This window comes from Legionella sp. km772 (genome assembly GCF_003989735.1).
GTDB lineage: Bacteria > Pseudomonadota > Gammaproteobacteria > Legionellales > Legionellaceae > Legionella.
The window spans coordinates 21,966-40,319 of the sequence record NZ_RZGQ01000004.1 but is presented as its reverse complement, the minus strand read 5'-3'; the positions used below and the strand labels follow the sequence as shown (position 1 = coordinate 40,319).

The following is an 18,354-nucleotide window of genomic DNA, read 5'->3' as shown; positions in this document are numbered from 1 at the left end:
AATGAATTCCTACAACATCCCTTTAAGGTTAAGTCGTTTACGAAGAACAGCAATGACCCGCGCCCTTGTTAGAGAAACCCGTTTGCATCCGCAACAATTTATTGCTCCTTTATTTATTAGCGAAAGCTTAGATCAAGCCCAAGCCATTAAAGCAATGCCCGGTCAATTTCAATTAAGCCTGAACTGCCTACCTAAAGAAATCGAGACTTTAACATCCTTAGGCATTCCAGCAGTTTTATTATTTGGCATACCAAAATATAAAGACAGTTGTGGTAGTGAATCTTTTAATCCTAATGGCATTATTCAAAAAGCGATTCAAAAAATTCGGTCCATCAATAAAGAATTATTAATTATCACTGATCTATGTTTTTGCGAATACACTGATCATGGCCATTGTGGAGCACTTAAAGACCAATCTATTGATATCGATAAAACCTTAGAACTACTTGGACAGCAGGCTGTAAGTCATGCGCAAGCTGGAGCTGATTGGGTTGCACCCAGCGGGATGACTGATGGTATGGTAGCTGCCATTCGCCAAGCTTTAGACAGTAAAGGCCATGAAAACATACCTATTCTTAGTTACAGCGCCAAATATTGCTCTTGTCTGTATGGTCCTTTTAGGGAGGCAGCCCAAGGTGCCCCGCAATTTGGTGATCGCAAAGCCTATCAAATGGATCCCGCTAATAGTGAAGAAGCAGTGCGGGAAACAGCCTTAGATTTAGAGGAAGGTGCTGATATGATTATGGTAAAACCTGCAGGTTTTTACCTTGATGTTATTGCTAAAATGAAGCAAAATTTTCCTGAGGTTCCACTTTGCGCCTATCAAGTAAGCGGTGAATACTCCATGATAAAATGCGCTGCCCAACATCAACTTATTAATGAAGAGCAAGCTATTTTAGAAAGTCTAATTGCCATAAAAAGAGCAGGAGCAGATTTTATTATTTCTTATTTTGCTAAAGATATTGCCCGACTGCTAAAAACACAGTAAATAAGGTTTAGCCTATATAAATATACAGACCTTGATTTAGCAAGAATGAATCTAGTTTTAATTCGCCCTATCCTGGAATGGTAATTCTACGTTTAGAAGAAGGCTCAACTAAATCGTCCTTCTTCATATCTATTCCCTTCCTCTTACCATGGGGTTGAAAAAAGGAAGGGAATTGAGCAGGTGCAGAACTTTTATTTAAGACTGAAGTACTATTGCTAAGCTCACCACTTGAGGGTTCTATCCAAGGAAAGGGTGATTCATCTACAGCCTCCGGTAGAGAGTGCTCAGCGGAGAATGAGCCCGAAGTTGATAAGATTTGCTCTAGACTACCTAAAGAAGCCAGCATTTTTTCAAACTCTTGTGCATTAAATGCTGCTGGTTCAGAGGTCATTAGGAGTTCCAAAGGGTCGAGCTCAGGCAGGCTAGCTAAATCTACTTCGTTGCTCTTACTATGGGGTTGAAAAAAGGTAGGTAATTGAGCTGGTACAGAACTTTTATTTAAGATTGAAGTACTATTAATAAGCTCAATATTTGAGGGTTCTATCGAAGGAAAAGGTGATGGATCTACAGCCTGCGATAGAGAGGGCTCATCAGAAAATGAACCCGAAGTTGATAAGATTTGCTCTAGACTACCTAAAGAAGCCAGCATTTTTTCAAACTCTTGTGCATTAAATGCTGCTGGTTCAGAGGCCACTAGAAGATCCAAAGGGTCAAGCTCTGGCAGGCTAACCAAGGGACTAAGCTCGGGGATGCTATCTAATGGAGGTAGGCCAGGCGGCAATGTAGTCCTGCTGGCATCTGAAGGAGTGTCTCGATTAAAATCAATTATATCGGCTAATTTTTTGGCTAAAATCTTTTGATTAAATTCTTTTACGCGTTCTGCAATTTCCGGGGTGTAGGTCGCTAATTTTCGCTCTTGATAAACCATTAAATCGAAATCCGAACCAAAAGGAGGATTAGTAATCTGCAGACCCAAACTCTTCAACTTTAACTCTAATAAAGCATATTTTTTCGCCCATTTTTCTAAAATTTTAGCCGGACTATAGATGAGTTTAGTCTCCAGTGGACGTTCCCTATTTTCCTTATCATGAAAATCTAAAGGATTAGCATCAACATGTAACACAGAGGTGGTAATTTTAGCATCATCCACTAGCCTTATAGAATTTGAACTTACAATATGATCTACCTGTTTAGGTATTAATAAATGAGTACTATCAATAGGAAAACCTGGATCTAATTGCTGCATAAACAAATTTTTAGCACGTTTAAATTTATGATCAAGACAAATATCTATTGCTTGAACATAGCGCGCGCCTCCACTAGTTTCTAACTCGAAAACGCTATTATTGGAAATAAGCTCTTGGGTAGTTCCCACAAAAGAGGATGCTTCGGAATCAGGGCTATAAACCTGGGAAAAATTACTTAAACCAGAATAGGTTAAATCAATAGTTGATACTGTAGTTTTCACTACCGTTTCTATACAAGAATCTCTTCCCCCTTTGATATAAAGCGTACAATTGAGTATTCGGCCATTACTGTCTAATACAGGAAAAGAACTTAAACATAAATGAACATTATCTGAGGATTTTTTTGCTAGGCCATCGATTTTTTGCAGGAGCAATCTAAAATCCTTCATGGTTAAGTAATCTTGGCCATACAAAGAAATCTCATTGGATGAGAGCCTTGTAATAGTATTCTTATAGCGATCTTGTAAATAAAATTTACCTTCAAGTTCAAGACAATAAGCTTGCCGGTGATAATCATTAGCCAAATCAAATAAAAACTCGATATGATCATTAAATCGTGAATGCATATCGAAGGTGTAAGGATTAATGTTTAAGCCGGCTTCACCTTGGGAAAACAAAGGAAATACAGGATTTATCACCAAATCACGTATGACAATGCTATCGTTTTGTATCTTTTCTTTCTTTGTATAAAAGGAATCAAGTAAGTGAGCGTAATTCGATGTTGAATGAGGCATACTGTTTTTAATAGAATCGAAAATTATTTGCTCCATTATAACACACACAGAGCAAAATTATTTTATTTTGGATAGTGTTTGGATTTATCTTTAAGGGGCATTAATGAGTATGGTTTACCTATTAAGCATTTTATCAGGGCAGACGCATCTAATTGTAAAGTTAGTGGACGCACAGCCTGCATTTCGTGCTTTATGCAGGTAATCCAGTCTATATTCTGATGCGAGCTTGTCAAAGCGCGGAACGTAAACAATATAGCAAGGCTTAACTGTGCATTATTTCGCTGCAGTTGTCCTGGCACTTTATTAATAAACTTGCCTCCAAGCTGATAAAGCCCTATAGTAGTCCACGATTTTAAATTGAATTCTTTGGAGAAATCTTAATGAAGTTTATGTTAAAAAGTTTATCAGCAATCACTTTAAGCCTAAGCGCTATTGCTGCGTTTGCAACTCCTACCTATTTAACTACTCATAATAATACAACAGAAGAATCTAATGCGTTTGTTGCAGGTGTTCCCTCCCCTTACGCAACAAGTGCAAACTCCACTCGTCAGGTTTATTGGAACCTAGTGAAAATGGCTTGCTATGGTCATACTAAAAATAATACCTGTGCTGCTGTTGTAAAAATGGCTACCAATACAGCAAACCCCATTGTCATAGGGACTTTAACCATGGATTTGGCAAGCGGTGATATTACCCCTAAAAGACTATCTGCAAATGGATATACCATTATCGTCAATGGTTTTGGTGAGACAACAATTAATAAAGACTAAATGAACACTACCTCATAAAAAAAGCCGCTTAGCGGCTTTTTTTATGAGGTAGTCAATAATAATTGCAGGTTTTTGAACTTAACTTTAAAAACGATAAAAAAAGCCACTTAAAGTGGCTTTTTTAAATTATAACGCAAAGCTTATTTCGTAGGCATGGGCATAACAGCAGGTTGATCCATCTTCCATACTACTTGTGCGCCCACTAAATCAGCGCTTACAGAACCAATGGCATCTACATTATAAGTGGAACCAGCGGCTAGAGGATCAGTACGATTAACAACTGGATCATTAACTGCGAATAAATGGGTATATCCAACATCTATGCCAACATTTGCCCTTGCCTGATAATGTGCCCCAACGGAAAGAGCCCAGCGATCAGCATCAGGTAAGCGGATATCTCTATAAACGTTATTAGTTGGAGTTTGATCATAACCGCCACCAACACGAAGCATCCATATATCATTGAATTTGTAATTAGCACCAATAGCTGCTCGCCAAGTATCTCTGTAGTTTTGCAAGGAAGTCGAGCTTACAGAAACTTGCGACACCGTAGCTGTTTGTGTTGGTATAGAAACATTAACATTAGGAGCGGCGACATTATTCAATTGAATGCTGTCGAAACAACTCCAACCAGTGTAAACGACTGACCCTAAAAGCGCGATTTTTTCATTCAGATCGTGATAAGCACTTAAAGTCAATACATCAGGAAACTCTATAGAATTAGAGCTTAGATTATTATTTAATATAATCGATGGTGGCGATACAGGCTCTAAGAATAAATTAGTAGCAGGAGTAGCTAAAGGACCAGATAATTGGCTATATCCATTAAATTTATGGCGCATTTTGGATTGATAATTTAAACCAATACGCGTGTGGTTATCGTTGAACATCCCCATCGCACCCACATGGAAGCCAACGCCAAACGATTTACCTTTGTTATAGCTTAGGCTGTCATCAGCAAAAGGATTGGCACCCACGCTACTTAAAAAGGTAGGAATGCCTAATACTCTATTAAATTTAACTCGTGCATATTGGAGGTCTAAACCGGCACCTAAAGAAAAGTTATTGGTTATTTTCGCACCAAGTTCAGGCGAGAAATTGGCTGTAATGAGTTCACTTTTAGTGGCTTGATAACGCACTGGAGAAGCAAGGCCCCAATCGGTAGATAAACCAAATGGAGAGACCACGCTGAAACCGAATGTCGCACTTTCACCTAGTGGTAAGGCATAGTGTACAGAAGGTACAAAACCATTTTCAGCACCTTGTATACCTGAATAAGCTTGAGGATATATAGAGGTAATTGAGGGTGGAAATAGTGCTGGTAATCCGGTTTCAGTAACCGTGGTGAAAGTACTAGTACCGCTTAGTTTCGTGCTAGGAAATACGCCAACTCCACCAAAAGTAACTTGTTGTTCACGCAGTAAAGGTAACCCTGCAGGGTTATACCAACCAATAGAGGCATCTGCAGCCTCAGCAGCAATACCGGCAGCATAATTACCGATCGCAGCAGGACTACTCTCTGTATATAAAGCAAAACTTCCTGCATGAGCAGCACTAGCAGCTAAAATACCTAAAACTGCAGTACTAACTATAGTTCTTAGGGGTTTGTGCATGTTATTCACTCCCACACTCCTTATTAAAAGTACTTTCATTAGTCATTAACTCTTCGATAATAAATGAAATTAATTGGTTTTCAAATGCTAAATAAAATTATTTCTTTAATAAATTCAATAAATAACAAATTAAAAATCAACATGAGGCAATAAGGAGCACCATGGGTAATATTTACAAATCACCCCCCATCATTTTTCTTGACATCACTTGCTAAATCTACTTAATGTTGCTTTTAACAAGGAATGTTCGAAATAGGCCCTATTCATGTCAATCAATGCCTCTCTCTTTGGCCATATTCAAAATGATGCTTTCTTATCAGGAACCTATAAATTGGAAGCGCATCTACTCAGTAAGACCGCAAATTATTTAAAAAATTATTTAGCAAGCCTCGGTCACGCTGAAGCTGTTGTAACTCCTAAATACCTGCAACTTCTAGAAGACATGACTTATTTAGTAAATATTGAAAACTCTGTGCAAGCATCAGTTACACCCGATAAGCTAAACGAACATATTGATCGCCTAGCCACTACTATCCATAAAGATATGGAGCATCTTAGTCCTGGAAAAAGACTGTTACTGCCAGGAGGCTGGCTTGACGAAGAAGGCGGACACTCGATGGTTTACGAGTTCATTCGTCATGCAGAGGGTTATTATTTTATTGTCTATAATTCTGGCGACGGTATTGGCTACCATGCGAAAAAATCCACTCCAGATAGGGAGTTATATAATCCAACAAAACGCTGGACTATTCCTTTAACGAGCAGCAAAGAACGACCAGAGGAAATTAAATTATTTATTGGCCGTTTATTAAAGGCACGCTTAAAAACTGATGACATTCAAACCTCCATGACCGCCAAAAAACTTTACCAGGAAGTTTTTCCTTCAATTATTTATGCGGGGGGGGAGGAAACTAATTCCATAGTCGCACCTTTTGCTTATACAGCAGGGCAATTTTCCGGTACCTGCTCACAGCGTGTACTTCACCAAATGCTAAAAATTAACTCCACTTCCCTTGTAGAATATCAAGCTTTTATTTTTAAATTTAAACTCTATGCCTTAAAAGATTATTGTGAGCGTTGCTGCTCTGGGACAGAGCCTTTTAATTCAGCCGTTGCCGAACAAATCTATTTAGCCATTGAAAATAATTTAAAGATCTTAAGTAGTTCTGAACTATTTAGTGATGAACAAACGAGGAGCTTTTTCACGGAATTAGAAGAGTTAAAAAAAAGAATTAACGCCCTTCCCTTGCCAAGTAAACTTAAAACAAGCACTAAAGAACGCTATGTTTACTATTCATTGTACGAACAAAAGCTCGCTTCATTTATTATAAACGATCGGGCTTATCGATATACTCCGCCTTTGTCCCTTCCGATACATTTTAGCAAGGAAAAATTCTTAACCCAATTAATAGAATACACTACCCAGATCGCTCGTATTGATAACCTTGCTTTGCAGTATCTTCATTTAGAGCGTTTACTCCTTGCCTTGCCCATTCATATCGAGGATGAGTTTTATACAGATGTGAGTTCTATTGAAGATCTTGAACGCTTTTACCACCAAATTGAGCAAGTACAAAAATTACTTCACTCCGTACAAAAAAATTGGCTTAAAGAGACACAAATCAGCAAATTAAATGTGTTAGTGCTTAGCGCCCTTTCTTTACAAACCGATATTCAAAATGCACTTGCTAAGCAAAAAAAACTTCCCTCATTTCAAAGCTTCACTAATCAAACCTTGCAATCCATTATTGGCAATCAAAAACGAAATCCATTTTGGGCTACCCATAACCCCCAATTAGATGAACGTTTTTTAAAATTACAAAAAAAATACGCTAAGCAAAAATTAAGCTTTGATAATGAGTTTTATGCCTATTTTAATGAACTACTTAAAACTGAGCCTCTACTTAATGAAGAATTAAAGCAACAATTTACTAAGGATTTTGGGAGTAATATTGCCGAACTATTCAACTGCTTAAGACATCATCAGTTAGAATCATTATATATGTTGTCTTTACACCTTGCTGGAACCAAAATTCTCGATGCGCGTTTTAATCCGCTGCTTGCAAAAATTAAGGCCCATATTACTTATGAAGGAAAGCTAAGAACCTATGTTAATCCTTTTTTCACCACGCCCTACAAAGAAGAACCTTACATCACCCCAGAAATAATGTTTAATGCCTTCCGAGTATCCACCCCCTTATTCCCAACATTCATTCCTTATGAAAAGCTCAACCAACAGCTTAGCAAACCACATATAGAATTAACTTCCTCCGCTATCAAGAAAGCGTTATTAAGCGATGTTCCCACACAATCTAGTTATACAAAAGCTATTGAAGCGCGCACGGCAAACCACATTCAACTCTATCCTGAACCCGTTGAAAGCCAATTCTTATCACGCGCCATGACCTCGGAGGATATTATTGCTCGGGATTATTTTCATTTGCGCGCGGTTCCCATGATACAGATTCCACTTACTTTGGATTATTTTAAACGCAATATAGCTAAACTGGCAGATCGCTCTAATCGCATTTATTTAGAAGCCAATTTATTTCAACCGGGTCTTTTGATAGCTGCTGTAAAAAAAGCGGGGTTTTTTAATCAATTTGATACTTTTCTGCATACGGGCCGGCGTTATTTTACCCACCATGAATCCCACCTTGCAGAATCTTTATTTTTTATAAAATTAAATTTTCTTGTTAGTCAGTACCTCGCTTTAACAGGAGAGTCTGAAGGGATTAGCCGTTTGCAAACACTCCAACAAGAAATTCAGAAACAACTAAGCTCACAATCTAATCCCGATCTCATTTATGGTTTGAATTATTATCTTTTTCTTACGACAACAGCAAAAATGCACTTGATGCAGCCTCCTACTAAAGAGGATTTTGAAGGTGCTTTAAATGCCTATCTTTATGTTCAAAGCCACACCCAATCGAATCTTTTAGAAGAGACAGATGCGGATAAGAATGCTTTTGATTGTGCAATTGCCAATTTCCAAAGCATTTTATATAAGCAAAATCAGAAGAATAGTCATTATCTGATGGCTACCGCCCAAAAACTACTGGCAGCTAATAATAGTTTAGTGAGCGAATTTACCCTAAGTGGTGATTTCCCCATTTATAATTTAGTTAATCTTAGCGGTAAAACCCTCTACACCTTTAACTTAATGTTAGGTAAATTATTTGAAAATAATTTAAGCCATAGCGGTCTTCCATTACAGCTTAAAAATCATCCTTTACTTCAGCACCTGAAGCTAACCACTCCGCAGCAATGTTTGAGCGCTGCTGATGAAAGTTATTTTTTCCTAATCCAAGATAAGAAGAAAGCAAAAATCTACCATCAAAATAATAACTTAACTGTGCAACAATATTGGACTTGTGATGATACAGAACTCCTTTATGAGCTCCAAGCCTTAAGCCCTCACCATTTATCAGCCTATGCTAATAAATCTATTCAATCTATCATTAATGGTCTACCGCGTATCCTTTTGGATGGAAGTTGCGATTATTGGCGTAAACTAAATCTAGCCCACGAGGGTTTATTAGTACAAAATAACAAGGCTGTTTATAAAATTAACGGCGATATCATTCGCCTTTTAGACGGCCAGGGTAACTCTACCCCATTTTTATTAAAACCGCTTCGCAATCCCTGGGCCGAGTTATTAACCCGTTTCGAAAGCCCGCAGTTTTTATTACATCATCAAAGTAGTGATAAGGCTTATGTTGATTTACCACGGTTTAAGCTTCGCTTTCATCGCAACCATAATACCTTAATGCTTAATGAGACGAAGGAGGTCGTTCTTAACTGCCCCTCGCCAATCCACCCCTGTGTCGCAGGCCTGGTGTTACAGAAAGAAAGCCATCAAAGACTAGTCATCCCGATAGCTCAATTTTACGCCTCATCTACTGGAGCTGAGCCAAGTGCTCTCTATCCTGTAATTCATGATACTGATAATACAATCGCCCAAAATTATATAGATAAAAATCTAACCCATCTACAAAAGAAACCGCTATGGAATTATCACAACAGCCAAGACTATGTCAGTTTCCAATTAAAGGATAATGAACCTGTTGCTGACAGTTCCGCAGACGCTCTTTATTTAGCTTATATCTACCTTGCAACTCATCAAACGGAAAAAGCGTGGACAGTTTTGGAAGATTGCCGAACACGTTTAGGAGGGTTAACGGGTTCCTCTGATGAGCTAAAATACCTTTCTTGGATTTGTAATGAGCTACCACAGGTATTGATTGGTAAAGAGAAAGAAACCAAAAAGTCACTGCGTAAAACACCGCCTTATATTGCCTGTAAATTAAAAGCACTGAGTTTATTATGTGATTCATTGTCACAGGAGCATCAATTTAAAATTCCAGAGCCATACAGCGAACCCCATACTGCTAATTTTTTTTGGGAAAAAAAACAATATGACGAGCAAATTAACTTTTTAAACTCCCTCCCATCATTGATTTATAATAGTTTTACGCGTTTCCAAGCAATGCGACGTCATCTTGCTGAATCGTACAATTTATCAGCGAACGAACGAAAACATTTATTAAACCATTATCAACAAGCGCAACCCTCAAAAAAAGCGCCTCTAGGTGCTTTAGGTTATGAATGGATGTTACTTAATTTTGAGACTTTGCAGCAAGAGCATCATAGTTTATTAGGCCTTAAGAGCAGTAGCCTACTTTCAGAATCAGACGCCGAAAGATTGAAACACATCGAGACACAGCTGGCTACTTTGCATCCGGTAATGGCGGTCTCCAGCACCTTAGAGCTCAATGAAATTGATCTTAGCTTGCCAGAGGACTGCCACATTAAGCAAGCTCATTTAAGCAAAACTGAAATTAATAAGCTCAATGATTGGATCAATAATCTTCCTGGTAACCCTGCCCGAGAAGAATTGGTAAATGAGGCGATAACCGCACTCTCATCATCGATTAGTGAGGGCAAACTAATTACTTATTTTCCTGTCTATCTGCAGATAATGAGCAGTGGCAATAACGATAAAAAAAATGCGCTCCTAAATTTTTGCACCCGAACTCTAATAGCAGAACGCCATATTCCGATAGCAAAACAATCAACAAACAAAGCACTGTTCGCCAACATTTTATATCGCGTTGCAACTCACAGTGTCCGAATCAGTGCAAGAGCTCCTTCTAACTTTCATCAATTAACCTTGGAAGCTAAGAAACTTAGTCCTCCACCTTTATCAGTTTACGAAGTATGTGATGTCTATAAGTCTATTTTAGCTACTCCCCCAGAAATTTTAGAACGCATTCCCAAACATCCTATTCTGCCCCCGCAAGCTTTTATATCGAGCTATGTGCCCCTTCTTCAAACTAGTGAAAAAACCACAAGACTTGCATTTTTTGTAGGGCAATATAAAGAATTAATACAAAAACATGAGTCAATACACGCACAGTTGATTGAAAAAATTGATTCAGATGAAGAGGAGCTAGCCTTAGGTGAAATTAAAGCCGGTAAAAACCAACTTCTGTTAGAACAGCAACAAATTAAGCTCGCCAAAACATTAATGCAAGACCCCGGTGCTTGGTCGCAAATTCAAGAGGTAGTAAACTCTATTGCCCCTAAAGTCCATTCAACCTATTTAGACTTAGAAAAAAAAGTTTTAAAGCTAGCAAATGAAGGCCCGCAAGATCCTAAAAAAATAGCTTTATGGCAGATGGAGTTAGCCGCAAAAAAACGTCTCCAGCTAAACAAAGCTGATTTGTATAGTTTATATATTAAGGGCAACCTAAATTTTACCTGTTCAAAGACCGGTTTAAGCCTAGAAAAGGCACAAAAACTACATGCGTTAATCCATGATAGCTTAGTTAAGGGGCTCCAGTACCAATCACTGTGCAAAATTCAAGATGCCATAAAAAAAACCATCCATAGTGGCGATGCGCAAGACTTAGTTCCTGGTTTGGACTTACTAAGCCAAGAAACAGTTCCCGGTCTTGAATCACCCGCGCTAGTACTCTTGCAACATGAAGAAGGGATTATTCTAAGAGCTCGTCAAGTATCCGCCCTAAAAACCTTATTGCAGCGGACCAAAACTGGACAATTTAAAGAAACTGTAGAAAAAATAATTCCCGGCGGTGGGAAATCAAAAGTCATTCTTCCTATCGTCGCCGAGCAAAAGGTTCAAGGAACCAACTTAGTCATTGTCGAGGTTCCGCAAGCTTTATTAGCCACCAATTATGTCGATCTCAATCGCACCTCTCAACGTCTATTCGGTAAAACACCTTATCGTTTTGAATTTAATAGAGAGAGTAATTGTTCATCCAGACGCTTAGAAGAATTATACACTAAATTTATAGAGCTAATGACAAGTCGTAGTTATATGATTACTACTGGCGAGTCCATGCAGTCACTCGAATTAAAATATATAGAGCTCTTACTTGAGGAAGAACCCCATGACGAGGAATGGACAAAACAAATTTATTGGTGCGATAAGCTGGTTAATCTTATCCACCAGCATGGCGATGCCATTATTGATGAGGTACATCAAAGTTTATGGGTAAAAAAGAAACTTAATTATGCTCTTGGTGATCAAAAGCCCATTCACCCCAATATCGCTCTAAATACCATAGCCTTATTTCAATTCATTGATCCCCACTTTATTAAAACGGCACCTTCGCTTAGTGAAGATTATAACTGGACACCGTTCCAGCATGAAATAGCACAAAAATTATTATCAGAAGTTTCGAGCCCATTGTATGGCTTTGTTAAATTCGCAGAAAAAAAATACAGCCCTACCGCAGCTAAGGAACTTTTTAATTATCTCACCAATACCGCTAAACCTTGTGCGCTAATCGCTAAAGCTCCCGCTGAAACTAAAGCTGCTTTGGCTTTTTTTAAACAACAAATCAATACCCTTTTACCCGCCACCCTTGTTCGTCGTTTGAATACAAATTATGGTGCCTCTAAAAAAGTTCATTTAAGCGCTATCGAGCAAACCTTGCCTATCCCCTATGAGGCCAATAATGTCCCTAATGAGCGCAGTCGTTTTGGTAATAATCTTGAGGCTATGAACTACGCAGCCCAAATGCTTTTTATTCAGGGGGTAAGTAAACAGTTATTAAAAGAATATCTCGCTCAATTACAGGCCATCGCCCTGCAAGAACTTTTTAAAAACAATCAATTAGTTCGTATCGAGGATACCCCAACAGCACAAGGATTTGCATTATTATGGCCAGATTTAGGTTTAACCTTAAACCAAATAAAGTTAAATGATGAAGCGCAAATTACTGCTCTTCATGAGCGTCTAAAAAATAATAAGGCCTTAATTTTAGATCTATTGCAACAACAAACCTTAAAACTCATTCCACGCGATGGCAGTATTATTCATAGCGACTCCTTTAATCATGTAGATTTATACCACACAGTTCAAGCAGTATCAGGAACCCCATCCAACCACACGACTTACCATCAACGACTTACTTATGATAAAACCTCTTCATTGGGAACCGATGATTACATTATTGAGTTGTTAACCCAAAAGAAAACGGCGATTAAAGCCCAAGATGATGAAAGCCTGCCCCTCTTTATAAACAACATTTTGACTCATGCGCAATCGCTACAACATTGCCGGGCTATTATTGATATTAGAGCCGCTTTTCAAGGGATTCCAAATCTTACCGTTGCCCAGGAACTCGCCTTTTACATTCGCAACCATCAATCACAATTTAGTAGGCCATTAAAACAGGTTCTTTATTTCAATGAACAACAAGTTTTATGCGCTATTGATGTTAATAAACCTAACTCGGTCATCTTTCTTAAAACTACAGATAGTAATGAAATTAACCGCATTCTTGGTTCCACACCCACGGAGCGTTTCACCTATTATGATCAAGCCCGTACTTTAGGTACCGACCTTGCCCAAGATGAGCAGGCTCATGGCCTTGTTTTAGTAGATGAAAAAACTTCTTTGCAGGCCTTTCTTCAAGGTAGCATGCGTATGCGTGGTCTAAGACAGAAACAAAGTATTGAGCTCATAGTCCCCAGCCAATTAAGGGAGATAACCCTCCCAGTCCTTATAAAAAAATTCTCTAAAGCAGATTCACATATCTTATTGCTGGATAACTTCTTTGCAGTGAAGGGACAAATGGCTAATTTAATCCGCCGCCATTGTCTTAACCGCATTCAAAACATCCCATCAGGCCTAGCCAAAACTAAAGCGGCGATGGCACAAGCGTTTAAGTCTTTTTTTGTTCATAGTCCCTCCAATGATCTGTTTGAGTTATATGGCGCTTTAAGCAAAAAACAAGCAACAAAAGAAATCCTGGAACAATATAAACAACAACTTTTAAATTCATGTATTCGTATATTGACCACAGAAGGACTTTTATCTGAGGCAGAAATTAAAAAATGCTCCTTACAATTAGATGAGTTAATAAATAAGGCATTAATACATTGTCTACCTGAATATGACAGCAGTATTAATGACTTATCCATTGAAGTAGAAACCCAAAAGGAAGTCCATAAAGCAACCCAGGTACAAGTAGCAACCATTAATGAATTATTTGATCCCAGTTTAGAGGAAAGTAAACCAGTTAACTGGAAAGGCTATTCCCTTAGCACCCTATATTCAAAACCAGACGATTTAAATCAAACCTCACTACTAGTAAATAGTTTATGTGATCCTGCAAAACCACCACTTGATTTATTTTCACAGCAACTTAGAGTAAGCAAGAGTTACGCACAGACCTATACCAAACAAAAAACCTATCTAGATGCCTTTATGAAACCAGCATCCTTGATTTGGTATCATAAAGAAGGATCCCTCCTTCATGCAATGATTCTTACACCTCAAGATTTTGAACAGCTCAAAGAACAGATTGAGAAAACATCAGACAGTTGGGTTGCAACCACCGAGGACACCCTACTTTGCGGCACTCAGCCTCGAGAGATGAATAGCACCAATTATCAAATGCTTCGTGACCAAGCACGTTTTTTTAATGGAGAATTTAATTCCTTTTTAGATCCAGAGTTGCAATCGGACTGGTTCAACGAACTCGCTTTGCAAAAGCTAGATTTTTTTGAACAATACCTTTTACCCTATCGCCCAGGTTGCGAAAAAAAATTCCAAGAGTTTAAAGCCCTTTTAAGTCAAGCGAATATGGAAGGTTTCATTTACCTTGCAGAGCATCCCTATGATGATCTCAGTCTTCTCGATTGGAGCATTCTGTTCCCTGAAGCCAGTATTAGCCAAGCAGAGGAATATAAAAAAGTAGCAGCTGCTTTTGCCGATATCCATGCCAACTGGCAAACAGCCCCTCCTAGCTTAACCAATCTACAACAAAGGTTTCGTCTTCCTTTAAAAAGTCTTCCTTACATCAATACACATTTAGCGCAACTGGCCAAGCTCTCCTCTTTATTAGAAAGTTTGGGGAAATCTGCTTTACATTTGGGCACCCTGCTACTTTCACCAAATGAACAATTATTGCTAGAACATTATTTAAACAAGCCCTTAGCTGAGTTCTATAAGCAGTATTCTAATAGAATCTATGCTTATATCGATATGATGGAGCATTTGTATACGCATCCAGCCATACAAAATAAAGAGGGATTAATAAAGGCTTTCCAAAGAATTGCAAGATTTACTTCTTCAATTGAAATCCTTTGTAAACTTATAGAAAGCAAAAATCTCAATAAAGAACTATTGTCTACTATTCTCAATTTACCCCAAAAAGATCCCTTACTTACCGATAAATTGTTACAACTACCGACTGATTTATTTACAGAGGAAATGTACGATTCATTAATAGGACGATGTACAGAAGCACATCACCTACAATTAATTTTAAAAAGAGACCCTTTGACACCAAGGGCTATCGATTCCTTGCTCAAAAAAAACCTTAATGAACCGCAAATTTTAGAACTCTTGTCTAAAGTAAAAGATTCCTTCCTTCTTGAAAAGATTTACTACCAGTTTCGCACCTCTTCAGCAATTAGAAAAAGCATTATTACCCATCCCAAGCTAAGCGCGACGACTTTATTAGAGATTATAAAAGCCAAGCCCTTGTTAATAGACGATGAACTTCTGAATCTTTTAGCCAACCCCCAAGCCCCCATTGATGAAAAGATTTTATCCACGATTGTTAGTAATCCCTTATCTACAGAACCTTTATTAGTGGCAACAACTAAACATCTTGCAGCGAATGTTTCTATAATTGAACAACTTTTAAATCATTCTCTCTGTACCCCGCATTTTATCGAGAAAATAATTGAGGCTAAGGCCCCTAATATCGCATTGGAAATACATCAAGCCATCGTTAAAAAAGCATATAAGCGCGCAATCATCCCGTCTTCTAACAAAGAGGAGTGGGAAAATTGTTTTCTACAAAGTCTTGAGGCAATTTATACTCAAAGCAAAACGAAGCTCAATTCTCCAAATGAAAATCCTATCCTTTTTTCTATTTATTCTATAATCAATCCTTTTGAGTTAATCCCTTACCCTAAATTAGCTATTAAAATACTTAAAATATTAAAACGAGATATTAGTCATAAGCTACTTTTTGAATACATCATTCCTTATGCAAGCCTTGATGAGTTAAAACTTCTTGTCGATTATCAATTTACCGGCCCCTTACTGAGGGGAAATTTAGAACGATTATATGAAAAATGTAGCACCGTTGAATTAATCAATTTATTTATAAAGCGACCCGATCTAAATACGCAGTTGAGCTTAAATCTGCTAAATACACCCAGCCTTTCGGAAGAACAAGTACAAACCCTTATTAAAAGCTGCACTAGTGATAGAGTACTTAAAGCTGCATTTATTCACCCCCAAGCTAGTGCTGCAGTAAAAAAATCCGTTTATATCAATCCTAATTTTTCAAGTAGCACCTTGAGTTTTATTATGGGTAAAACCTCTCCGAATGAAGAGGAGATGCTTGATCTATTACCCTATTGTCATTTTGAAATTGATACCACTACTTTACACAAAATAAGCCAACTCTACCCAACGAGTGAAGTCATTCAATTGAAGCTTATTACGCATCCTAAAATAAAGGAATTTAGTCTGTGCTCCTTACTAGATAGTTCCTTTGCTTCGCCTGAATTTTTTTTAAAAATTCTAGAACACGCATCGTTACCAATAAGCCCTAATTTATTAACCACTATGGCTCAAAAGGCCTTTTTAGAGCTTAGCTTAAGCACAAAAAAAGAGGCGTGGGAAGATTGTTTGCTAGAGCTTTTTCAGCATTCAATCGAAATAGACGCCGTAGAGTCAATGATAGAGTTAATTCAAAAAAACTGGCTTAGTTCTAAATTAGGATTGAAAGTGATTAAGATTTTTAATTCTCGCCATCTAAAACAAGTTAATTTTCCTTTAAGCGATATGACTAATGTTGCAGGTAACGAAGAATTAAAAAATCTTCTGTTACTGCTCCATGAAAAACCCCTTGATAGACAAGATTTATTATTACTCAGTAAAAAATGTAACACCGAGGAATTAATATCCCTTTTTTTAAGACGAACAGATCTCAATGAATCATTATACCGCTCAATTCTTGCGCAAAAGGAAATTAACAGTAAACATTTGCTCCTAATTCTTGCCCAACCGAATTTAACTCCTTTAGTTTTTGAAGCCATCTGTGGGCATCCAAAGTTAAATAAAGAAGTGAGGAAGGGTCTTTATAATCATCCATTAAAAAGTTCCAACTCCCTCCTTGCAATCTTAAACTCTTGTCCCACAATGGATGAGGAGGAAATTCTATTTATATTAAATTCCTTAGATGAATTTATTAATATTGAGATCTTACAATGCCTTGCAAGAGATTTTTCAAACAATACCCAAATTTGGCTGGCACTACTTAGCCATATCAATACCGATGATAGCTTAACAACTGATTTATTAACTAAGCCTCTATGCTCTCTTCCCTTGTTAAAAAGCCTCATCGTTCAAAACTCTATCTTGCTCGGTGTTAACAAATTAAAACAAATAACCCTATTTTTGATTGAGCAACACCGTCATTCACCCTTACAACCTGAAATTGAAGAATTATTATTCTTTATTTTGAGTCTGGCTAAACAACATAATTTTTCTAAAGAAATAATACCCCCATTGAAAACCCTAAATCCTATTAGTCCTTCCTTTGGTTTAAAAATATTACCCCTTTGTGATCATTCAGTGCTCGATGCCTTACCTTTATTTAAAATGATTGACACGGCTAAAAGTGAATTAGAACTGGATGAGTTAATTAAACTACCGCACTTAAGTAAAGAAGCGTTAAAAAAACTAAGTCAGAAAAATCTCTCTGCGAAGCAGATTAATCAATTGTTAGGACGCGATGACCTAAGCGCAGAAATCGCGGATATTTTATTGGCAAAACCCAATTTCAATGGCGCAATTCAACATAGAACTTGGGTCACCTCTCGTCAGCTTCATTATATTCTTTCACAAAGCCAGGAATTTGTTTCTTTTAATAGTGCCCTACATCATCCCAAACTAAGCAGTCAAGAACGTGAACGCTGGTTTAAAAATGTTCTCTTTAAACAAATGGAGATGGAGCAAAAAGCTGCCCAAACCCAAAACCCAAAAGCTAAATTAATAGCCGCAATAGAACGGCTCAAAATTAAGGCATTTACTCACGCAATGAACAGCAAAACTAATCCTGATTATGCAGCAAGTGCGAAAGTCGCCTTCGAGCTCCAACGAACATTGTCTGCACATACAGAACAGATTATTATGAAACGGACGCCTATTATTAAATCCATGCTTCTCTCTATCGATGAAGCAAGCGTTATTCTTGCTAAGCATCGAGGTTATAAACAAATCCTCTTAGACATCCTGAACTTAGTCGTCGTTATCCTAAGTTTTGGTCTTAATACTTCTATCAATCGCGATTGGCGTTTTTTTAAAGCAAAAACAGACAGTGCCGCTTTACTAGATGACATCAAAAATTGTATGAAACAATTTAATCCCATCGCTCCAACTGCGCTAGAATTAAATTAAAAATTCACTCTAAATACTCTTGTACAAGGCCTTTAGTCCAT

At 37.7% G+C, this 18,354-nt stretch carries 5 protein-coding genes; 3 read left to right on the top strand and 2 right to left on the bottom strand.

Features of this window, described 5'->3' with window-relative positions:
* Position 1 precedes the first annotated feature (1 nt).
* Positions 2 to 988: a porphobilinogen synthase gene (gene hemB / locus ELY15_RS01165; RefSeq protein ID WP_127097827.1), complete on the top strand. Its 987-nt coding sequence runs from the start codon at positions 2 to 4 to the stop codon at positions 986 to 988.
* 67 nt (positions 989 to 1,055) lie between these two features.
* Here hemB and ELY15_RS01160 read toward each other — a convergent pair whose 3' ends face one another.
* Positions 1,056 to 3,005 carry a hypothetical protein gene (locus ELY15_RS01160; protein WP_127097826.1) on the bottom strand — a complete coding sequence of 650 codons (1,950 nt, stop codon included), beginning with the start codon at positions 3,003 to 3,005 and terminating at the stop codon, positions 1,056 to 1,058.
* Between the two features lie 344 nt (positions 3,006 to 3,349).
* Here ELY15_RS01160 and ELY15_RS01155 point away from each other — a divergent pair, with 344 nt between their 5' ends.
* Positions 3,350 to 3,739, top strand: coding sequence for a hypothetical protein (locus ELY15_RS01155; protein ID WP_127097825.1), 390 nt, complete (start codon positions 3,350 to 3,352; stop codon positions 3,737 to 3,739).
* A 140-nt stretch (positions 3,740 to 3,879) separates the two neighbouring features.
* Here the strand turns inward: ELY15_RS01155 and ELY15_RS01150 are convergent, their stop codons facing one another.
* A complete protein-coding gene (locus ELY15_RS01150; RefSeq protein WP_127097824.1) occupies positions 3,880 to 5,352 on the bottom strand; it encodes an OmpP1/FadL family transporter in 1,473 nt (490 codons plus the stop codon).
* Between the two features lie 265 nt (positions 5,353 to 5,617).
* On the opposite strand from ELY15_RS01150, the gene ELY15_RS01145 reads away from it, so the two are divergent.
* Complete coding sequence (locus tag ELY15_RS01145; RefSeq protein WP_127097823.1) at positions 5,618 to 18,313, top strand: DUF3638 domain-containing protein; 12,696 nt, start codon at positions 5,618 to 5,620, stop codon at positions 18,311 to 18,313.
* Positions 18,314 to 18,354 lie beyond the last annotated feature (41 nt).

Bases quoted from the DNA above. Each gene is read 5' to 3' on its own strand.
- ELY15_RS01160 (WP_127097826.1), bottom strand. From the start codon at position 3,005: ATGGAGCAAATAATTTTCGATTCTATTAAAAACAGTATGCCTCATTCA.
- ELY15_RS01150 (WP_127097824.1), bottom strand. From the start codon at position 5,352: ATGCACAAACCCCTAAGAACTATAGTTAGTACTGCAGTTTTAGGTATT.
- ELY15_RS01145 (WP_127097823.1), top strand. From the start codon at position 5,618: ATGTCAATCAATGCCTCTCTCTTTGGCCATATTCAAAATGATGCTTTC.
- hemB (WP_127097827.1), top strand. From the start codon at position 2: ATGAATTCCTACAACATCCCTTTAAGGTTAAGTCGTTTACGAAGAACA.
- ELY15_RS01155 (WP_127097825.1), top strand. From the start codon at position 3,350: ATGAAGTTTATGTTAAAAAGTTTATCAGCAATCACTTTAAGCCTAAGC.